Source organism: Bacteroides mediterraneensis, from assembly GCF_900128455.1.
Taxonomy (GTDB): domain Bacteria; phylum Bacteroidota; class Bacteroidia; order Bacteroidales; family Bacteroidaceae; genus Phocaeicola; species Phocaeicola mediterraneensis.
On record NZ_LT635783.1, the window covers coordinates 1,248,611 to 1,268,012 of the forward strand.

Below are 19,402 nucleotides of genomic sequence, written 5' to 3' on the forward strand. Positions count from 1 at the left end.
TTCTTTTTAAAGATGAAGCTTCAGGGTCACAAATTTCTTGATGAACTCTACGGTGCCGTCAATACCCAATACGGAGGAGTCAATACATAAATGATAAGTAGCTGCCGCTCCCCATGTCTTGTAACTGTAATAATTGTAGTAAGACGAACGTTTCTTGTCGGCTTTTTCCATCAAGTCTTCTGCATCTTCGGCACTGATGTGGTGCAGTTTCATCAGTCGTTCGATACGGGCTTCGGGAGAGGCCGAAACAAAGACATTGGCACATCGCGGGTGGTCGCGGAGAATATAATCCGCGCAGCGTCCGACAAACAGGCACGATTGCTTTTCAGCCAGCTGACGGATGACATCACTCTGAATCTTGAACAGAGAGTCGTTGCTCAAGTAGGAATTGTAGGGATAGGCTCCCTCCGTGATGAACGGGAACCGCGTGCCGAACAGTCCTCCCAAAATCGTCTGAGAGGCTTTTTCGTCTGCTTTCTCGAAAAATTCCTTGCAGAGTCCGCTTTCCTCCGAAGCCAGGTTAATCAATTCCTTATCATAAAAAGCAATGCCTAGTTCATTCGCCAGTTTCTCACCAATCTCTTTTCCGCCACTTCCCAGCTGACGTCCGAGATTAATCACATAATGTCCGTCCATAGTGTAACTTCTTTAGTTTGATATAAAGCAAATATAAATCATTCTACGGAAAAATGCGACTTTTTTATCTTTTATTTTCGTCAGCGATTGGATTGGGCTGCATGTTGTTGCTTGAATTGTTTGAACTGCGCATAGAGCATGGTTCCGGCAATGATACTGGCTGTAATATCCGAAATCGGCATGCTGTACCACACGCCTTTTACTCCCCAAAAGAGAGGAAGAATCAGCAGACAGGGAATCAGAATCAGTACCTGTCGGCTCAGGGAAAGGATGATGGCTTTCTTGGCCATGCCGATACTCTGGAAGAAGTTGGAGGTCACCATCTGAAAACCGATGATGGGGAAAAACAGGACGACCACTTGCAATCCTTTTGCGCTCAGCTGTATGAGCTGTGTATCCGTTGTAAAGGCCGATACGGCCAGTTCCGGCATCAGTTCTCCCACGAGGAAGCCGGTGGTGGTCACAATGGTGGCGGCGATGACGGTATATTTCATGACTTGGTTTACCCGATGATAGTGCTGGGCGCCGAAATTATAGCCGGCAATGGGTTGCATGCCTTGGTTCAGTCCCATCACAATCATGACAAATAAAAATACAATGCGGTTGACAATGCCAAACGCGCCGATGGCCAAATCCCCGTCGTACAGCTTCAGTCCCTTGTTGATAAGGATGACGATGAAGCAGGAAGCCAGGTTCATGAAGAAGGGAGCCAGTCCGATACCGATGATGTTTTCCACCAGCGTCATCTTGAGCCGATAAATCCCTCTTTTCAGATGCAGAAGTTCATTCTTGTTACAGAAAATTTTGATAAGCCAGCATAAGGAAATAACCTGAGCCAGTACCGTGGCTATGGCAGCACCACGGATTCCCATGTGGAAGGTATAGATGAACAGTGGGTCCAGCAGCGTATTGATGACCACGGTCAGGATAGTGGCTGCCATGGCCTTTTGCGGATGTCCGGCCGAACGCAGTACAGAGTTCAGTCCCAAGTACATGTGGGTAATGACATTCCCCAGAAGGATGGTAATCATGTAGTCTCTGGCATAAGGAAGGGTAGCATCGCTGGCCCCGAAGAAATACAGAATCGGGTCTAGAAACAGCAGGCAGACAAGGGTGAACAGTATCCCGATAATCAGGTTGAGTGATACTACATTTCCCAGAATCTGCTGGGCGGTAACATAATCCTTCTGTCCCAGTTTGACAGAGATAAGTGTGGAAGCTCCGACCCCTACCAGTGAGCCGAAGGCGGCGGCCAGGTTCATCAGCGGAAAGGTGATGGCCAGTCCGGAGATAGCCAATGGTCCGACTCCATGTCCGATGAAAATACTGTCTACCATGTTGTAGAGGGAGGAGGCAGTCATGGCAATGATGGCTGGGATGGCATATTGCATCAATAGTTTTCCGATTCTTTCTGTTCCCAGCTCGGTGGCTGTTCCTTTTTGTGACGTCATACTCTCTTATTCTTTTTCTTATTAATTGTTATCCAGAAATCTTTAGATTCCCTAAAAAATCGCGCAAAGGTAAGTCTTTTTCCGGAATCAGGGAAAACTTTGTGTATCTTTGCGCTTCAAAAATAAAAGCTATGTGGATGAATGTGAATAGAGTAGGATTATTCCTTTGCCTATTGGCCTGCTTGGGGAGCGCTTCAGCAGAGACGATGTACAAATATCGGGTCCAGCTTACGGACAAGAAAAAGACCGTTTATTCTTTGGAACATCCGGAGGAATTTTTGTCGTCGCGGGCATTGGCGCGTCGGGCGCATCAGGGATTGGCCGTCGATTCGACCGATTTGCCTGTCTGCCGTGTGTATATAGACCGTCTGAAGGAGCAGGGGGGAGAATATGTTTCTTCCAGCAAATGGAACAATACGGTACTGATGGAGGTACCCGATGAGTCGGTGGCCCTTCGTTTTCTGGACAATCCTTTCGTACGTTCCGTAAAGAAAGTCTGGGTTTCTCCGGATTCCATTCCTGCCCGGGGAGCGGGACGGAAGGAGTTGGTAAAGAACCAGTGGAAAAAACAGGAAGATTATTATGGAATGGCTTCCGAACAGATTAAAATACATAATGGGGACAGTTTGCATTTGGCGGGTTTCAAGGGACAAGGCATGCAGATTGCCGTGATTGATGCCGGTTTCTTCAATGTGGATGCCATGAAGATTTTTCATAAAACCTCCATCTTAGGTACACATGATTTTGTAAATCCGGATTCGGATATTTATGGAGAGCACAATCATGGCATGAAAGTGCTTTCCTGCATGGCTGCCAATATGCCCCATGTAATGGTCGGGACTGCTCCCGAGGCAAGTTATTGGCTGTTGCGGAGTGAGGATAATGATACGGAACAACCGGTGGAAGAGGATAATTGGGCGGCTGCCATTGAATTTGCCGACAGTGTGGGAGTGGATATCGTGAACACTTCACTGGGATATTACTCTTTTGACGATCCGATTGACAATTATACTTATCGGGAACTTGATGGGCATACTTCCCTGATGGCTTCTTCGGCCTCGTATGCGGCCAAGAAAGGATTATTGGTGGTGTGCAGTGCCGGAAATTCCGGTATGGATGCCTGGAAAAAAATAACGCCTCCGGCAGATGCAGAGGATATTCTGACCATCGGAGCGATAGACAATATGGGAGTGAATGCCCCATTTTCTTCCATTGGCAATACGGCCGACGGGCGTGTCAAGCCGGACGTCATGGCAGTGGGGGTTCATTCGGCTGTAGTGGGTATCGACGGGGGGACTTCCTTTGCCAACGGTACGTCGTTTGCTTCGCCTACGTTCTGCGGACTGGTGGCTTGTTTGTGGGAGGCTTGTCCTTGGCTTACTGTCCGTCAGTTGATTGAGATTGTGCATGAAGCCAGCGACCGTAATGCCTATCCGGACAATATTTTCGGTTATGGAGTGACGGATATCTGGAAAGCCTATCAGCTGGGATTGAAACTGAAGAGCGGAAACGATGGAAAATAAACCTTTGTCTTTGCTGGAACTGAATTCACTGGTCAGGAGGAGTATCACCTCCTGCTTGCCGGATGAATATTGGGTGCAGGCGGAACTGAGTGATGTGCGCGTGAACTATTCCGGGCATTGTTACCTGGAGTTCGTGCAGAAAGATGCCACAGGCAATGCCCTGCTGGCCAAGGCTCGGGGGATTATATGGGCGAACGTATTTACCAGATTGCGGGCTTATTTTGAACGGGAAACCGGACAGGTTTTTGTGTCCGGACTGAAAGTGCTGGTCAAAGTCACAGTCGATTTTCATGAACTGTATGGTTATTCGTTGACGGTAGTCAATATCGACCCTACTTATACGTTGGGCGATATGGTACGTCGGCGGAAGGAAATTTTGCGTCAGCTGGACGAAGAGGGTATCCTGACACTCAATAAAGAACTGGAACTGCCGCTACTTACCCAGCGGATTGCCGTAATTTCATCGGCTACAGCTGCGGGGTATGGCGATTTCTGCAATCAGTTACAGCATAATGCTTTCGGCTTTGTGTTTTATCCTTGTCTTTTTCAGGCGGTCATGCAGGGAGAGCAGGTGGAGCAGTCCATCATTCAGGCCCTCGACCGTATCAATGCCACGCGCGACCTTTGGGATGTGGTGGTCATCATCCGAGGGGGAGGAGCCACTTCCGACCTTTCCGGCTTCGACACTTACGAGCTGGCCGCGAACTGTGCCCAGTTCCCGCTTCCCATCATTACCGGAATCGGACATGAACGCGACGATACCGTATTGGACCTGATAGCCCATACCCGTGTGAAGACTCCGACGGCTGCCGCCGAGTTCCTGATTAATCACCTACGGCAGACGGCACAGGAATTGGAAGGATACGAAGAAATTATTTATGAGGAAGTTCCCCGCTTGTTGCAGCAAGAAAAGCAACGGTTGGAAGGTTTTGTCACGCGCATTCCCGGACAGGTGCAGATGCGGTTGCAGCGGGAGACTTTCCGGCAGGAGCGCTTCCAGAACCGGATAAAGACGGCCTGGCAGTCGCGTTTGCTGAAGGAAAATTACCGTTTGCAACTGATGCCTCGCGTACTTTCTGCCCTGCAGAACCGGGTGCAGCGCGAAACGCATCGGCTGGAACTGCTGGCGCAACGGGTGTCTTCTGCTTCCCCGGAGGTCTTGTTGAAGAAAGGGTATAGTCTTACCTTGCTGAATGGAAAAGCAGTGACAGATGCTTCCTTGCTGAAACCGGGAGATGAAGTGGAGACCCGTCTGGCAAAGGGGCGATTCAGAAGTAAAGTAATCAAATGAAACAATGATATGGCAGCAAAGAAAGAAACCTACTCAGAGGCCATGAAGCGCCTGGAGGAAATCGTGGCCCGTATTGAAAGTAACGAACTGGACATTGACCAGTTGGGCGAATACTTGCAGGAGGCCCAGAAACTGATAAAGTTCTGTAAGAACAAGCTGTATAAAGCCGATGCGGAAATCAAGAAGATTTTGGAAGAAGAAAGCGACGCACAAGCTTGAGCACTAAAAAAGCCAGACCGGGAAGTCTGGCTTTTTTAGTGGATAGGGTTATCGGATAATGGTCATTTCCTTGAGCAAGTGACCGGCACCCGCAAACTTGTCGATGATGAACAAGGTATAGCGGATGTCTACGCAAGCGGCTCGTTGCAGCTGAGGATTGTAGGCAATGTCGCCGGTCAAGCCTTCATAGTTGCGGTCGAAGCCTGTACCGATGAGTTCTCCTTGGGCGTTGAAGACCGGAGAGCCTGAGTTACCGCCCGTGTTGTCGGTAGCAGTGGCAAAGCAGACCGGCATACGTCCGTCGGGCATGGCGTAGGGACCGAAGTCTTTCTTTTCATACAGTTCTTTCAGTTTGGCCGGTACCACAAATTCCGGATTGTGCGGGTCTTCCTTTTCCATCACCCCTTTCAGGGTCGTGTAATACAGGTATTCTTTTCCGTCGGCCGGTTCGTAGGAACCGATTTTGCCGTAAGTCAGACGCAGGGTCGAGTTGGCATCCGGATAAATCGGCTGTCCGTGCGCTTTTTTCAGTTGCAGCATACCTGCCACCCAAGTCTTGTGGGCCGCATTGTAGGCATTCGTCTCTTCCTGCATGGCCTCGCTGGTTGCTTGGTAACCGTCGCGTACGGAAGCGGCGTATTTCACCATCAGGTCGTTCTCCAGTTGGGCTGCATCCGGATGTGCCAGAAAGGCTTCCAATGCTTCCGGGCTTCTGAAAATGGACCGGGTGAAGCAAGCGTCTACAAAAGCATCCGTATTTCCCTGGAAGTCCTTGTCGATGGTCTGGAAAATGTCAATCCGTTGTGTGGCCGGAATCAGGCGGGCATACAAGGCAATGAGCTGCTTGGAAACCTTGCGGTCTACCTCCGGATTGTAGTCCTTGTTGAAGAACTTCTTTCCGGCTTCTCTCAGGTCAGCCACAGCTTCGTCAATGTCTTTCTGTTTCTGGCTTTCCAGTGCGGCTTTCAACATCTCAGTATCAGGCACCTTGAAGAATTCCGTGCCTAGCATCAGAGCCTCGTAAATAGCTTGCTGGTGATAGACTGCCTCATGACGCTGTGCCACAATCTGCTTGATGGTTTCGTAGGCTTTCCGGTAGCTGTCGTTCCCGATGGAATCGCCGAAGGCCAGCAGTTGCTGCTGTTCCCGTTTCTTGCGGTCGAGCACCTTCAGGCGTACCAGTCCTTCGTTCATGCCGATGGCATTCTTCCAGTAATTGGCCGATGACGCATACTTGGCCGCATACTGGATGCGCGTGTGCGCGTCCTTGGCCATTTCTTCGCCCAACACCCGCAAGCGTACGCCGCGGATGGTGTCGCGCATGAAGTTGGTAGTCTGCATACGTTCTTCCACTTCGTCACTGATCATGTAACGCCAGTTACGTCCCGGAAATCCCATCACGAAAGTGAAGTCACCTTCTTTCACCCCTTTCAGGTTGATGGCGATGTGTTTCTTGACTTTCAAAGGTACGTTGTCCGCACTGTATTCGGCTGGCTTGCCGTCTTTGCTGGCATAGATACGGAAGATAGAGAAATCCCCGCAGTGGCGTGGCCACATCCAGTTGTCGGTGTCTGCCCCGAATTTCCCGATGGAAGAGGGAGGAGCTCCTACCATACGTACGTCCTTGTAGGAGGTCTTGACAAACAGGTAATATTTGTTGGACCCGTAGAACGGTTTCAGCTCCAATGTGGTAAACGCATCGGTACGGATGTGTTCTTTCTTGGCAAACTTTTCGGCCACTCCCGCCAGGAAAGACGGGGAAAGATAATTCGTTCCGTCCGGATCTTTGGACTTCTTCAGCTGTTTCTGTACGTATTCCGTTACGTCGAGTATCCGGTCGATGAACGTCACGCTCAGTCCTTCGCAAGGAAGTTCCTGCTCCCGCGTCATGGCCCAGAAGCCATCGGTCAGGTAGTCATGTTCCACCGAGCTGTGTTGTTGGATATATCCGTATCCACAGTGATGGTTGGTCAGTACCAGTCCTTCGGAAGAAATGACCTCTCCGGTACATCCTCCTCCAAAGTGTACTACGGCATCTTTCAGGCTGATATTATCCGGGCTGTACACCTTGTCGATGGCGATATCCAGTCCCAGGTCCTGCATCACAGCCGCATTCTGCTGTTTCAGGTCGGTCAGCATCCACATTCCCTCGTCCGCATGGGCGGCGAGGGTGAATGTGGCAAATAAAGTGAGTAAAAACTTATGTTTCATTATTCTACGATGGTCATTTCGTCAATCAGGTTCTTGCAGCCTCCCAGCTTTTCTACGATGAACAGCACGTAGCGGATGTCTACGGCAATGCAGCGCTGGAGGTTGTTGTCGAAGTTGATGTCGCCGGAAAGAGATTCCCAGTTACCGTCGAAAGCGGCTCCAATCAGTTCTCCGTTGCCGTTCATGACCGGAGAACCTGAGTTACCGCCGGTAATGTCGTTGGTGGTCAGGAAGCAGGTCGGCATTTCGCCGTTCGGCAAGGCATAACGTCCGTAGTTCTTGGTGGCGTACAGTTCTTTCAGCTTGGTCGGTACCACGAATTCCGGATTGTTCGGGTCTTCCTTTTCCATCACGCCTTTCAGGGTCGTGTAGTATTTGTAGTGGATTCCGTCTTTCGGGTCATAAGATTTCACGTTACCGTAAGTCAGACGGATGGTGAAGTTGGCATCCGGAGCTTTCGGAGTCGGTGCATACATCTCGCAAAGACCGCGTACATACGTTTTGTGCAGCAGGTTGATGTCGCCGTTCGCCTTGTCCAGCTGGTTGGCCAGTTCCTTGTATTTCTTGTTGACGGCATTGGCATATTCAGCCGACAAATCGTTCTGGATAGCTTCTGCAGTCGGATGTTCGATGAAGGCATTGAAGTTCTTTTCATTAGCGAAGATACTGTTATCGTAGAGAGCGTCTACGTAGGCATCATAATCGCCTTTGAACGTGTTTTGAATGGTCTGATAGAAATCGGGCAGGGCTTCAGCCGGTACCTTCTCTGCATAAAGAGGCAACAAGACCTTGGCTACTTTCCGGTCTACTTCATGGTCGTAATCCTTGTTGTGGATATCGGCGTAGGCTTCCTTCAGAGTAGCGATGGCTGTGTCAATGTCTTTTTTCTTGTTCTTTTTCAGTGCGGCAGCCAGATCCTGCAAAGCTTTCATTTTGGAGCTGTGCGTAAATTCAATGCCTCCTCTGAAAGTTTCAGTGAAATAGGTCAGCTGGGTGCGGAGCGGAGTCACACGTTTTACGTAGTCATCAATTTTTCCGACCACAGCTTCATAGTCCGCATTCTGTTTTTCTTTGGCAAAAGCAGCGAATTTTGCTTCCTGTTCAGCCTTTGTCTCCAATACATGGTTGTCCACGATGGCTTTGTTCATACCGATGGAGTTTTTCCAGTAGTTGCTGGAGCTGGCAAATTTGCTGGCATACTGGATACGTACCTTGTCGCTGGCAGCCATTTCCTTGCGGAGGATATTCTGACGGGCTTCACGCACCGTGATGCGCGGAATGTTGGTACCTTCCATGCGCAGACGTACCTCGCTTTCGGTCAGGTAGCGGCTGGTGCTTCCGGGGAATCCCATGATCATGGCATAGTCGCCTTCCTGCAGTCCCTTTAAAGAAATCGTCAGGTGTTTCTTCACTTTCAAGGGTACATTTTCCTTGCTGTATTCAGCCGGGTTTCCGTCTTTGTCGGCGTAGATACGGAACATGGAGAAGTCGCCGGTGTGACGCGGCCACATCCAGTTGTCGGTTTCTCCACCGAACTTACCGATGGATGAAGGGGGAGCGGCCACCATGCGGACGTCGCTGTAAGTCTTGATAAAGAACAGGTAGAATTTGTTTCCTTCATAGAAAGGGAGTGCCAGAGTGGAAATGCCCGGTTTGCCTTTCAGGTCGCTTTTCTTCAGCTCTTCATCTGCCAGTTTCTTGAGGTATTTGCTTCCGAAGGATTCGATTTCACTGACCTTTCCTTTTTGGATATCCTCGTTTACCTTATCGGTTACATCTACGATGCGGTCCACAAACTTGAAGGTCAATCCCGGAGTCGGCAGTTCTTCCTGGTAACTCTTTGCCCAGAATCCGTCGGTCAGGTAATCATGTTCCACGGAACTATGCTGTTGGATGGCATCGTAGCCACAGTGATGGTTGGTCAGAATCAGTCCGTTGGGAGAAATGATTTCGCCCGTGCATCCACGTCCGAAAATTCCCACTGCATCCTTCAAGGTAATCTGGTCCGGGTTGTAGATAGCCGCGATATCCATTTTCAAGCCTTGCGCTTTCATTCGGTCGGCAAGGTTCTGCTCCTGCATGAGTTGGAGCAACCACATCCCTTCATCGGCTTTCGCCGGAGAGAAGACGGCACAAATAAGTGCGAGTGCGAGTACTTTTAGTTTTTTCATATTGTGATGATTGTTAATTCAAGAGCACAAAAATAGCAAAAAAACGTACATCATTTTCATGTGGCTGAATGAAAAGGTAATAAACCACTATCTTAGTATAAATTTTGATAATTTATTTCGGCTCATCCTTGAAAGATTATACCTTTGCGCTCAAATTTAAAAGGTTTCAGCATGTATAAACTTTATTTTTTTCTGTTGTGTGCAATGCTTTGCACCTCTTGCAGTAAGAAATATAAGATAGAAGGTACTTCATCTGTTTCAATGTTGGACGGCAAGATGCTTTTCATAAAAATCCCGGTGGGTGATAGATTGGTCAACATTGACTCGGCTGAAGTGATTCATGGCTTATTCGAGATGCAGGGAAAAGTGGATTCTACGGTACTGGCCTCTTTGTATATGGATGATGACTGCATTATGCCCTTGGTGATAGAACCCGGACATATTGCTATACAGATTGACAATGCGGGGATTACGATTAAGGGGACTCCACTGAATGATTGTTTCAACGACTTCGTGATGCAGAAAAATTCGCTCGATGATCGTGCTTACGAGGTGGAACATGAAGAAAGCCGTATGATTATGGACGGAAAGGACTTGCAGACCGTTCATGAGGAAATCCAGAAAAAACGGGACCAGCTGTCGGAGGAGATGAACCAGCTGGCAAAGACTTTCATCCAGGACAATTATGAGAATGTGCTGGGTCCGGGTGTCTTTCTGATGTTGGGCAACAGTCTGCCTTATCCGTTTTTGACACCGCTTATGCAAGAGATTATAGACGGGGCTCCCGACTCTTTCAAGAATAATTACATGATACAAGAGTATGTGTCGGTGGCGCGTGAGAATATGTCGCATGCCCCTCTTCATTAAAAAAACAATCGGGTAGAAAGAGATTCCCTTGCTACCCGATATTTTTTTCTTCTTTTTCTTATTTCTTTCCTTTGTATTTTTCCGGCAGATCCTTTTCAATGGCCTGATAGGACTCTTCCATCAGCAGGGTCAGGTTTTCCTGTCCTTTTCCCTGTGGGTAAATGGGTTCATGGATGGTCAGTTTCAACGGATGCCAGGAAAGCAGTTTGCCTGTGCGGGGAAGCACGTCGAACGAACCGCTGATGGTCATGGGTACTACGGGCATCTGCAGCTGGTCGGCAATAAGGAAAGCGCCTTTCTTGAACTCGTTCATGTGTCCCGTGAAAGTTCTTCTTCCTTCCGGAAATACCACGAGCGAAGTGCCTCCCTGCAAGATTTTCTCAGCCCGTTTGATGGTTTCGTACACTTTTCGCGGACTGGATTTGTCGACGAAGATGAATCCGGCCGATTCGCAAGCCTTTCCTACAAAAGGAATGTTGCGCAAACTTTTTTTCATCATCCACTTGAAGTTCCGGCCCAGAAATCCGTAGATGAGGAAAATGTCGAAGGCCCCTTGGTGATTGGCCACAAATACGTATGAGGTTTTGTGGTCTATATGCTGATGCCCTTCCACCTTCACCGGGAGCAGAAACAGAAAACAAGTAAGTTGCGACCAGATTTTGCCGGGATAGTATCCCCAGAAATGGCCGTTGCCGAGCCAGCATCCCAACATGGTGGTCAGTGCGGTCAGAATGGTTAGTACAAGAAAAATGGGTAGTCCGATACAGATTTGATAAATGATGTATAAGAATCTCATAATTTGATGTGGTTATTTTGAGGGTTAGTTGAATTATTCTTTCTTTAAAGTGATGACCGTAATCTCCGGCCAGGCTCCCAACCGCATGGGAAAGAGCACATAGCCCAGTCCGATGTTGACATACAAGCCACGATTGCCTTCCAGATACAATCCCCGGTGTTCCGGATAGATAAATTTGGATACGGAAAAGCCGAACAGACTGATTTGCATGTCGTGGGTGTGTCCCGACAAGGTCAGCTGTACGGATGTGTCCGGAAGCACTTTTCTCCGCCAGTGGGTAGGGTCGTGGCTGAGCAGCACTGTGAACATGCCGTCGGTTCCTTTCAGGGCCTTGGACAAATCTCCCCGGTCGGGGAAGGGAGGCTTTCCGCTGTTTTCCACTCCCGCCAGGGCAAGTGAGTCCTTACCTTTATATATTATATGCGAATCGTTCAGTAGCATTTTCCAGCCCATGCGGTTCTCGCGAGCAATCAGACTGTCTACATTGGCCAGACGGGCATGCTCGTTTTCCCATTTCGCGTAGGTGCCGTAATCGTGGTTCCCTAGCACGGCATACACGCCGTCGGGCGCTTTCAGTTGGGAGAATATCGGCATGAATTCCACCAGCTCGTCGGCCCGGCTGTTGACCAGGTCGCCGGTAAAAACGGCCAGGTCAGCTTTTTGTTGGTTGCAGAGGGTAATGGCTTTCCGAAGCGCTTCCCCGTTGCCTTTCCAGCTTCCGGAATGGATGTCCGACAGCTGCAGGATGCGGTAGCCGTCGAAAGCTTGTGGAAGGTCGGGCGAACAGAAAGTCACCTCTTTCACCTGAAAATATTCCTTGCCTTTGAGGGCACCGAACAGGATGTATCCTAAGATGAGTACCGCGGGTACCAGAGAGATGCTGCCGTGAGGCAGGTGGCAGCGGAAAAGTTTCTGGAGCAGTCTCAGCAAGATGCTCGTCAGCATGAAGAGGGTCTTCGGAATGGTGACACACAAGGCCACAATCAGGTACGTTCCGAAATACTCATGCAATTGGTCGTGCCCGATAAGGAATACTACCAGAATCAAGAGCAGCACGAGGGTCGGCCACCAAAATCTCTGCTTCCATTTTTTATTGTGCCAGTGCGACAGATAGGTCTTGCAGATATACCAGTCGGGCAAGAGGAACAAGGCCAGAAACAGAAGTGATACTCTTAATAGAATCATATTGGCAGGTTTAAATGGGGTTAGGATTGTAAGTTGGCAGCCAGGTATTTGCGTAACACGTCGGGCTCCATTTGCCGTCGGGCAGCATAATCCATGAGCTGTTCTTCATCGATTTTTCCCACGGCAAAATAGCGGGAAGCCGGATGCGCGAACATCAGTCCGCACACCGATGCATGCGGCTGCATCATCCCGTTCTCGGTGAGGCGGATGCCGATGCGTTTCATGTCGATGAGGCGGTCGAGCAGGAAGCTGACTGAAATATCCGGCAGGGAGGGATAGCCCACGGCAGGACGGATGCCCTGATAATCTTCGTTCAGAAGCTGCTTCATGGTGAGATGCTCGTCTTTGGCATATCCCCAAACCTCCTTGCGCACGGTTTCGTGTATCTTTTCGGCAGCTGCTTCTGCCAGGCGTTCTCCCAGCGTCTTGATGAGCAGGGCCTGGTAATCGTCGTGCAGGAACTCTTCTTCCATGGCCGGGTCGATGGTGGTGGCAAATCCTCCCACCGTATCCTTGATGCCCGATGAAAGCGGGCGCACAAAGTCACTCAGGCAAAGAAACGGGTCATCGGGTCGTACACGGGTCTGCTGGCGAAGCAAGGGGAACGACGTCCCCTCCAAAATCAGGTTGTCTCCGTCGGCATTGGCCTCCATAAGTCGGTAGATGGCATACACGCCGTATTTCCCGTCAATGTGGTTGAGCATGCGTACAGCTTCCTTATGCAACTGCACGGCTTCGGCAGCCTTGGCACGGTCGGTTTCCGGGAAAGAAGCCAGCCAGCCGGCCCGGCAGGCATCACAGCCATGAATGTCGGCAATGGTGGCGAAACGAGGCTGGAATCCCCACGCATGGAAGAAGTAAATCCAGTTGATGTATTCGGCCAGGTCGTGTATGTCGTAACGGACGGTGGTGATGTCTGTTTTCATGCGGTTTCTTTTATCGTTCAAATTTCAGGGCTTGTCCGCGGTGAGCCTTGTCTACCTTTCCATTCTCATAAACTACCGCTCCGTTGACAAAGGTTTTCTCTACTTTCCCGTGGAACGTACGTCCTTCCATCGGGCTCCAGCCACACTTGCTTTCAATGCAGTCGGTAGTGACGGTCCATTCCTTATGAGGATTCAGCAGCACCAGGTCGGCCTGGTATCCCGGTCGGATGAAACCTCTCCGGCTGATTTGGAAGAGCTGGGCAGGTGCGTGACACATTTTCTGTACCAGTTGTTCCATCGAAAGCAATCCTTCGTGCACCAGTTCATAGATGCTCACCAGCGAGAACTGCAGGGTAGGCATGCCGGATACCGCCTTCAGCGCACCGCCTTGTTTCTCCGACAGCAGGTGAGGGGCGTGGTCGGTGGCAATCACGTCAATCAGGTTCGTGGTCAGTGCCTTTCTCAGGGCATCGCGGTCGGCTTTCGTCTTGATGCTGGGGTTGCATTTGATGCGGGCTCCCAAGCGGGCATAGTCCTCGTCGCAGAACATCAGGTGTGACACACAGGCTTCCGCCGTGATTTTCTTTTCAGTCAGCGGACGGTCTTCCAGCAGGCCCAGTTCGCGTGCCGTACTGATGTGCAGAATGTGCAGGCGGGCTCCGGTTTCCTTGGCCAAGGCTACGGCCAGTGAGGAAGAACGGTAGCAAGCCTCCTCATCCCTTATCAGCGGGTGGAAAGAAATGTCGAGGTCCTCTCCATATTCTTGTTTGTAGCGTTCGGTATTCTGACGGATGGTATTCTGGTCCTCACAATGCGTGGCAATCAGCATACCCGCTTCCGAAAATATCTTTTTCAGTGCCTCCATGCGGTCTACCAGCATGTTGCCCGTACTGGCTCCCATGAAAAGCTTCACGCCGCATACCCGGTTCTTGTCCAGTTCCTTCAGCAAGTGGGTGTTGTTGTTTGTGGCGCCAAAGTAGAACGAATAGTTCACGATGCATTTGGTGGCGGCATCCTGGAATTTGTTGTCCAGTGCTTCCAAGGTAGTGGTCTGCGGGTTGCAGTTCGGCATATCCATGAAAGAGGTGACTCCACCTGCCGCAGCCGCAGCCGTTTCGGTGGCCATATCCGCCTTCTGCGTCAGTCCCGGATCGCGGAAATGTACATGGTCGTCTATCACTCCCGGCAGCAGGAAGCATCCTTGTGCGTCAATCTGTTCGTCACATTCGGCTGCGGGTTTTCCTTCTCCTTCGATAATCTCCTGGATTTTCTCTCCTTCAATAACCACGGAACCGGCAAACCGGCGTCCTTCGTTTACAATGATTGCATGATGTATCCACGTACGTTTCATAAACACTTTTTTCAATTAGAATTCTTGGGGTATTTTTTGAACCAGCTGTCCCATTTCAGCTGGATGACGCCGAACACGGCCTCTCCGAAAATGCTGCTGTTCATCTTGGAAGTACCCAGCTCGCGGTTGATGAAGATGACAGGTACTTCGGTGATGTGGAAGCCGCATTTGTAGGCCGTGAATTTCATTTCAATCTGGAAGGCATAGCCTTTGAAGCGGATACGGTCCAGATGAATGGTTTCAAGCACTTTGCGGCGGTAGCAGACAAAGCCGGCAGTGGTGTCGTGAATGGGCAGGCCGGTGATGAACCGCACGTATTTGGAGGCGAAGTACGACATCAGGACTCTTCCCATCGGCCAGTTGACCACATTGACTCCGCTCACGTAGCGTGAACCGATGGATACATCGGCCCCGTCGTCGTGGCAGGCCTTGTAGAGCCGGGGCAGGTCGTTGGGGTTATGGCTGAAGTCGGCATCCATCTCGAACACATAGTCGTATCCGTGTTCGATAGACCATTTGAAGCCGGTGATATAAGCGGTTCCCAGTCCGAGCTTGCCTTTCCGTTCAATCATGAACAGGCGTTCGGGAAATTCTTTTTGCAGCCGGCGAACGATGTCGGCCGTACCGTCGGGAGAATTGTCTTCGATGACCAGAATGTGGAAACATTTTTCCAGTCCGAATACTGCCCGGATGATATTTTCGATATTTTCCTTCTCATTATAAGTAGGAATTATCACAATACTGTCACTTGTCTGCATGGTGTTTTTATTATGTCGTGCAAATATACATATAAAATATGGATTCCTTTTCGAGTGCTTTATTTTTCTTCGGAAAAACGCAAGTGCGTTTGCCCTAAAGCGCAAGTGCGTTTCAAGTAAAACGTAAGTGCGTTTCAGGTAAAACGCAAGTACGTTTTGAATCAAACGCAAGTGCGTTTTTTTGCCTTCGCCAAGGAACTGGAAAATGGCCTTCTGAGGTGCTCCAGAGGGGGTGGTTGTACTTCCTTCTAAATTTTTTTGAAAAAAAGAAGGTGACGTACCTGCTTTCACAAAAAAAGTTTGTAGACTTGCGCCCGTATTGTAAAATAAGATTTGAAACTGAAGTTATGATTATAGGTATAGATGTGGGAGGAAGCACCACCAAGATTGTAGGCATGGAAGACGGACGCATCCGTCATCCGATGTTTGTGACGGCCACCGACCCTGTGACTTCGTTGTTCGGGGCTTTTGGCAAGTATATATACGACCATTCCATTCAGCTCTCGGAGGTGGAACAGGTGATGCTGACCGGAGTGGGCAGTTCCTATATACAGCAGCCCTTGTACGGTTTGCCCACCGCCCGGACGGACGAGTTCATTGCCAACGGATTGAGTGCGCAGTATGCTACCGGGCTGGACAAGCTGATGGTGGTGAGCATGGGTACGGGCACCTCCTTTGTGCGTGTGGAGAATGAGGAAATTCGTCACATAGGCGGCATCGGTATCGGAGGCGGTACCTTGATGGGCTTGTCGCGCCTGTTGCTGCATACGCAGGACATTCTGTGGGTATCAGAACTGGCGGAGAAAGGCGATTTGCGGAACGTGGACTTGCAGATTCAGGATATTTGCCGTACCTCGTTGCCCGGCCTTCCTTTGGATGCGACGGCTTCGTTGCTGGGCAAACTGGATAACAATGCGGCTCCCGAGGATGTGGCTTTGGGCCTGATGCACATGGTCTTGCAGTCCATCGGGCAGGCAGCCGTACTGTCGGCTCTGGAGATGGGTATCCGCGATTTCGTGCTGATAGGCAACCTGACGCAGCTTCCCCAGTGTCGTCCGGTGTTTGAAACCATCGGGCAGATGTACGACGTACGTTTCATCATTCCGGAGAATGCGGAGTATCAGACAGCCATAGGTGCGGCCTTGGCTTATATCAAAAAAATAGAAACCAGTCTGGTAAGGGAGTGAACCTTATCGGACTGGTTTCGGTCTTAGCCTAAAAACGGTTGAGAATTCTCCTTCCATTCTTGAATGCTTACAACAAAATAATGTTTGGAGCTTACTTGTTTTTTTTATTTTTATCTTTAAATATGGTTCTTATCAGATTAAAAATAGCTACAGTAAAAGCATAAAACAAACAAGGCTTGATGATACTTTTTGTTGAAGTTTCTGTAAACATATAGTACATTGACATCATTCCGAATAATAGAAAAAAGTCCTTAAAAAAAGTGATGTATATCTATAAATTTTTTCAATCATACTAATTGATAAATAGGTAGTGTAAAATGAACTGTGTCAGGATTAGTCTTATTCTTTTCGCAGAATATCCGCAATCAGGTAAATCTGGCTTTCCGTCACCTTTTGTGATTCCAAGGCCGCTTTGTCGGCCAGGAACAAGGCGATGAAGTCCTCTCCCGGTTCGCATCCGGCCTGTGCCTTCCGGTAATGGGACAGGGCCTGAGGGATGTTCCCCATGGCCAGATAGACGTGCCCGGAGTTCAGCCAGTCGTTTGCCTGAGGAGGCTCCAGCGCAAGCAGTTTTTCGTATATCCGGAGGGCATCTTCGTATTTTCCGGACATAAAATAGCACCAGCCGATGGCCCGCCGGGCTTTCTCCGGATGTGTTTCCAGGAATTCCACTTTGTAGAACAGCTTGATGGCTTCCGGATAGTTCTTGAGTGCTGTAAGACATTGTCCCGTCTGCATCAGGAGGTGCAGGTTGTCAGGGTCGGCCTCCAGGACTTTCCGGTAGAAGGTGACAGCCATGGCATAATCTCCGGATTGTTTGTAGCATTGTGCCAGTTGCTTGAGCGTCCATAAATGGTTGGGCTTTAAGGCATCTGCCTGCAGATAGGCCCGGATGGCTTTCTCATAATCCTTGTTTTTCTGGTAGGCAAATCCCAGTTTTTGCCAGATTTCCGCTTGGGCCGGGTCTTTTTCAGCCAATGCTTCATAAAGTATGGCAGCTTCCTGCATGTACCCCTTGGAGAAGAGGTAGCCCGCAATCTGGCCATGATACTCTCCTTTTAAAATCAGGGGACGAAGCAAGCTGTTGTTCCAGAAATCCAGCTTGTCTTTGAAAATGTCGTGCATCTCCTGTCTGAACCGCCACAGCTTGTAGAACCGGTACAGGTTATGGATGTACTGCCGTTGGACGGTGTTGAGTTTCTGTTCTTCCAGGTTCTCGTTCAGATTTAGGTCGTTGGGTATCAGGTCTTCTCCGTTCAGCTTGGAACGCATGAAGGTCTGCTGGTCGTGAGGCAGTGACTGCGTGGCCAGGCAGAAGGAATATTTGTCGGAATCGCAGAATGCCGGGGAGCTGATCATCAGTCCGAGCAAGGATTTCTCGCTGAACGTCTTTCCCTTATAAATTCGGTACAGGTCGGGCACTTTCAAGCTGAACAGATAAAACCAATGGGCCGCTTCCTGGAAAAAGGAGAACGTTTTCAGCTGGGAGAAAGCAGTCATATACGTATCAGCGCCTTCCATCTGTAATTCACCCAATTCGCGCATTTGCTTGTTCATCTGTTCCATGTCTTTCTGCCATTCCGGATTGAGGTCCTCGATGTCCTCTATTTCGATGGCCTTCAGTTCCGGGTTGCGTAATTGGGGGTTACGCATCATTTGAGGAATGATTTCCTCCCTCATTTTCTTGTCAATCTTTTCTGTTTCGCGCGAAAGAAGGAAAATGATTTGGATGTCGTGCAACTGTTTCAGGAGAGACGGGTTATCTTCCATCAGCTTCAATGCGGACACCAGCTCCGGATACAGGCGGATGCGGTCCGACTGGAAATAGGTGGCAAGTGCGATGCCTGCCAGTGCCCGTTGGCTGACTGCGGATTCGCTGCCCTGCTGATAGGCAAAAAACAGCCAGAGGAATTTCCGCTGGTCGAAAAGCTGCAGCAGGCTCAGGGTTACGGCGCTGGTCATCACCGCCTTGTCGTTGGTTGCCATGGAAGAGCTGAGGAACAGTTCGCGGGCTTCCTGGAAGTCTTCTTCACCCCATTGTGTGGAAACCCATATCTTGTTGAACAATTCATCGATGGCATTCTGGTGGAGGGTGTAGTTTTGAAGGGCCTGCTCCTCTTCCTCAGGTGTCTGGGGAGAGGGTTGTTTGGCTGCTTCCAGCATGAAACCGATTTCCTTGAAGGTGTGCGGAGGTGTCTGCGCGAATTTCCTGAATTTATCCGCAAAATAGCCGTAGGCCTTTTCCTGGTCTTTCAGGAAATACGTTTTGTCGGCCAGCTCATATCCCTTGCATAGCAGCTGGTTGTAGATAGTTTCGCGTTGGGGGTCCTGCGTCCCCATTTCCGTATATTGAAGCATATAGTGATAAGTCGTCTGTTGGGTCTCAATCTGCGACTTCAGCTCCCAGTTATTCAGCGTGTTTGCAGCCTCTTTAATCTTGGAGAAAGCTTCCTTGAGTCTTTTCTCGTGTAAGAGTTGAATGATTTCTTTGTGCATGATATTTGTTCAGAAGTCTAAAAATAATGGAGAGGATTCTTTTTCCACCCCCTTCCTTGGGAGACAAAAGTAATAATTATTTCTTACTTTTCCGATTTTGGTGTTTGTATAAAAGAAAAAATAATGCTTTATGGAAAATTGTTTTCTTCTCATTATGAGGTGATTATGCGATTTTTGTGGGTTTTTCTCAGAAAAAGTTGAATTTTTTTTCTGTTGGCGGATAGGGGTTTTGCCGGTAAGCTGCGTTATGAAGACGAAATCACCTAGCTAAGTGAAACAACAGAGAAACTAAACGCAAGACTGTTCATCGATAGAAATTGAATAAGAATTGCAT

The 19,402-nt window shown here is 49.4% G+C and carries 15 protein-coding genes; 5 read left to right on the top strand and 10 right to left on the bottom strand.

Going from position 1 to position 19,402, the window contains the following annotated elements; translation table 11 throughout:
- Window positions 1–6 precede the first annotated feature (6 nt).
- Together BQ7480_RS04955 and BQ7480_RS04960 are read right to left on the bottom strand one after the other, a co-directional pair.
- Window positions 7–636 carry a cytidylate kinase-like family protein gene (locus tag BQ7480_RS04955; protein WP_022353958.1) on the bottom strand — a complete coding sequence of 210 codons (630 nt, stop codon included), beginning with the start codon at window positions 634–636 and terminating at the stop codon, window positions 7–9.
- 80 nt (window positions 637–716) lie between these two features.
- Window positions 717–2,087 (bottom strand): MATE family efflux transporter, encoded by a 1,371-nt coding sequence (locus tag BQ7480_RS04960; protein ID WP_072541959.1) that lies wholly within the window; start codon window positions 2,085–2,087, stop codon window positions 717–719.
- Between the two features lie 137 nt (window positions 2,088–2,224).
- Between BQ7480_RS04960 and BQ7480_RS04965 the strand changes: the two genes are divergently transcribed.
- The 3 genes from BQ7480_RS04965 to xseB are packed head-to-tail and all read left to right on the top strand — an operon-like array spanning window position 2,225 to window position 5,120.
- Window positions 2,225–3,610 carry a S8 family peptidase gene (locus tag BQ7480_RS04965; protein WP_072543908.1) on the top strand — a complete coding sequence of 462 codons (1,386 nt, stop codon included), beginning with the start codon at window positions 2,225–2,227 and terminating at the stop codon, window positions 3,608–3,610.
- A complete protein-coding gene (gene xseA, locus BQ7480_RS04970; protein ID WP_072541960.1) occupies window positions 3,600–4,901 on the top strand; it encodes an exodeoxyribonuclease VII large subunit in 1,302 nt (433 codons plus the stop codon). Before BQ7480_RS04965 ends, xseA begins: the two co-directional genes overlap by 11 nt.
- A gap of 9 nt (window positions 4,902–4,910) precedes the next feature.
- Window positions 4,911–5,120 carry an exodeoxyribonuclease VII small subunit gene (gene xseB, locus BQ7480_RS04975; RefSeq protein WP_022353962.1) on the top strand — a complete coding sequence of 70 codons (210 nt, stop codon included), beginning with the start codon at window positions 4,911–4,913 and terminating at the stop codon, window positions 5,118–5,120.
- Between the two features lie 48 nt (window positions 5,121–5,168).
- Here the strand turns inward: xseB and BQ7480_RS04980 are convergent, their stop codons facing one another.
- Window positions 5,169–7,331: a S46 family peptidase gene (locus BQ7480_RS04980; protein WP_072541961.1), complete on the bottom strand. Its 2,163-nt coding sequence runs from the start codon at window positions 7,329–7,331 to the stop codon at window positions 5,169–5,171.
- Window positions 7,331–9,502 (bottom strand): S46 family peptidase, encoded by a 2,172-nt coding sequence (locus tag BQ7480_RS04985; protein WP_072541962.1) that lies wholly within the window; start codon window positions 9,500–9,502, stop codon window positions 7,331–7,333. The genes BQ7480_RS04980 and BQ7480_RS04985 overlap by 1 nt, the downstream gene beginning before the upstream one ends.
- Window positions 9,503–9,673: 171 nt before the next feature.
- On the opposite strand from BQ7480_RS04985, the gene BQ7480_RS04990 reads away from it, so the two are divergent.
- Window positions 9,674–10,369: a DUF4369 domain-containing protein gene (locus BQ7480_RS04990; RefSeq protein WP_072541963.1), complete on the top strand. Its 696-nt coding sequence runs from the start codon at window positions 9,674–9,676 to the stop codon at window positions 10,367–10,369.
- Between the two features lie 58 nt (window positions 10,370–10,427).
- Here BQ7480_RS04990 and BQ7480_RS04995 read toward each other — a convergent pair whose 3' ends face one another.
- The 5 genes from BQ7480_RS04995 to BQ7480_RS05015 are packed head-to-tail and all read right to left on the bottom strand — an operon-like array spanning window position 10,428 to window position 15,385.
- Window positions 10,428–11,165: a lysophospholipid acyltransferase family protein gene (locus BQ7480_RS04995; RefSeq protein ID WP_072541964.1), complete on the bottom strand. Its 738-nt coding sequence runs from the start codon at window positions 11,163–11,165 to the stop codon at window positions 10,428–10,430.
- Between the two features lie 33 nt (window positions 11,166–11,198).
- On the bottom strand, window positions 11,199–12,350 hold the full coding sequence (locus tag BQ7480_RS05000) for a metallophosphoesterase (RefSeq protein WP_072541965.1): 1,152 nt from the start codon (window positions 12,348–12,350) through the stop codon (window positions 11,199–11,201).
- Between the two features lie 20 nt (window positions 12,351–12,370).
- Complete coding sequence (locus BQ7480_RS05005) at window positions 12,371–13,276, bottom strand: vitamin B12 dependent-methionine synthase activation domain-containing protein (RefSeq protein ID WP_072541966.1); 906 nt, start codon at window positions 13,274–13,276, stop codon at window positions 12,371–12,373.
- 10 nt (window positions 13,277–13,286) lie between these two features.
- The gene (locus tag BQ7480_RS05010) at window positions 13,287–14,627 is read right to left on the bottom strand and encodes a dihydroorotase (RefSeq protein ID WP_072541967.1); all 1,341 of its coding nucleotides are present in this window, start codon (window positions 14,625–14,627) and stop codon (window positions 13,287–13,289) included.
- Window positions 14,628–14,638: 11 nt separating this feature from the next.
- Window positions 14,639–15,385, bottom strand: a complete 747-nt coding sequence (locus BQ7480_RS05015) for a polyprenol monophosphomannose synthase (RefSeq protein WP_072541968.1) — start codon at window positions 15,383–15,385, stop codon at window positions 14,639–14,641.
- Between the two features lie 347 nt (window positions 15,386–15,732).
- Here BQ7480_RS05015 and coaW point away from each other — a divergent pair, with 347 nt between their 5' ends.
- Window positions 15,733–16,572, top strand: coding sequence for a type II pantothenate kinase (coaW, locus tag BQ7480_RS05020; protein WP_072541969.1), 840 nt, complete (start codon window positions 15,733–15,735; stop codon window positions 16,570–16,572).
- A gap of 339 nt (window positions 16,573–16,911) precedes the next feature.
- Here coaW and BQ7480_RS05025 read toward each other — a convergent pair whose 3' ends face one another.
- Complete coding sequence (locus tag BQ7480_RS05025; protein WP_072541970.1) at window positions 16,912–19,068, bottom strand: tetratricopeptide repeat protein; 2,157 nt, start codon at window positions 19,066–19,068, stop codon at window positions 16,912–16,914.
- Window positions 19,069–19,402: the final 334 nt, after the last annotated feature.

Coding starts and splice junctions, on each gene's coding strand:
- coaW (WP_072541969.1), top strand. CDS start 15,733: ATGATTATAGGTATAGATGTGGGAGGAAGCACCACCAAGATTGTAGGC.
- xseA (WP_072541960.1), top strand. CDS start 3,600: ATGGAAAATAAACCTTTGTCTTTGCTGGAACTGAATTCACTGGTCAGG.
- xseB (WP_022353962.1), top strand. CDS start 4,911: ATGGCAGCAAAGAAAGAAACCTACTCAGAGGCCATGAAGCGCCTGGAG.
- BQ7480_RS05005 (WP_072541966.1), bottom strand. CDS start 13,276: ATGAAAACAGACATCACCACCGTCCGTTACGACATACACGACCTGGCC.
- BQ7480_RS05015 (WP_072541968.1), bottom strand. CDS start 15,385: ATGCAGACAAGTGACAGTATTGTGATAATTCCTACTTATAATGAGAAG.
- BQ7480_RS04990 (WP_072541963.1), top strand. CDS start 9,674: ATGTATAAACTTTATTTTTTTCTGTTGTGTGCAATGCTTTGCACCTCT.
- BQ7480_RS04985 (WP_072541962.1), bottom strand. CDS start 9,502: ATGAAAAAACTAAAAGTACTCGCACTCGCACTTATTTGTGCCGTCTTC.
- BQ7480_RS04960 (WP_072541959.1), bottom strand. CDS start 2,087: ATGACGTCACAAAAAGGAACAGCCACCGAGCTGGGAACAGAAAGAATC.
- BQ7480_RS05025 (WP_072541970.1), bottom strand. CDS start 19,068: ATGCACAAAGAAATCATTCAACTCTTACACGAGAAAAGACTCAAGGAA.
- BQ7480_RS04980 (WP_072541961.1), bottom strand. CDS start 7,331: ATGAAACATAAGTTTTTACTCACTTTATTTGCCACATTCACCCTCGCC.
- BQ7480_RS05000 (WP_072541965.1), bottom strand. CDS start 12,350: ATGATTCTATTAAGAGTATCACTTCTGTTTCTGGCCTTGTTCCTCTTG.
- BQ7480_RS04995 (WP_072541964.1), bottom strand. CDS start 11,165: ATGAGATTCTTATACATCATTTATCAAATCTGTATCGGACTACCCATT.
- BQ7480_RS05010 (WP_072541967.1), bottom strand. CDS start 14,627: ATGAAACGTACGTGGATACATCATGCAATCATTGTAAACGAAGGACGC.
- BQ7480_RS04965 (WP_072543908.1), top strand. CDS start 2,225: ATGAATGTGAATAGAGTAGGATTATTCCTTTGCCTATTGGCCTGCTTG.
- BQ7480_RS04955 (WP_022353958.1), bottom strand. CDS start 636: ATGGACGGACATTATGTGATTAATCTCGGACGTCAGCTGGGAAGTGGC.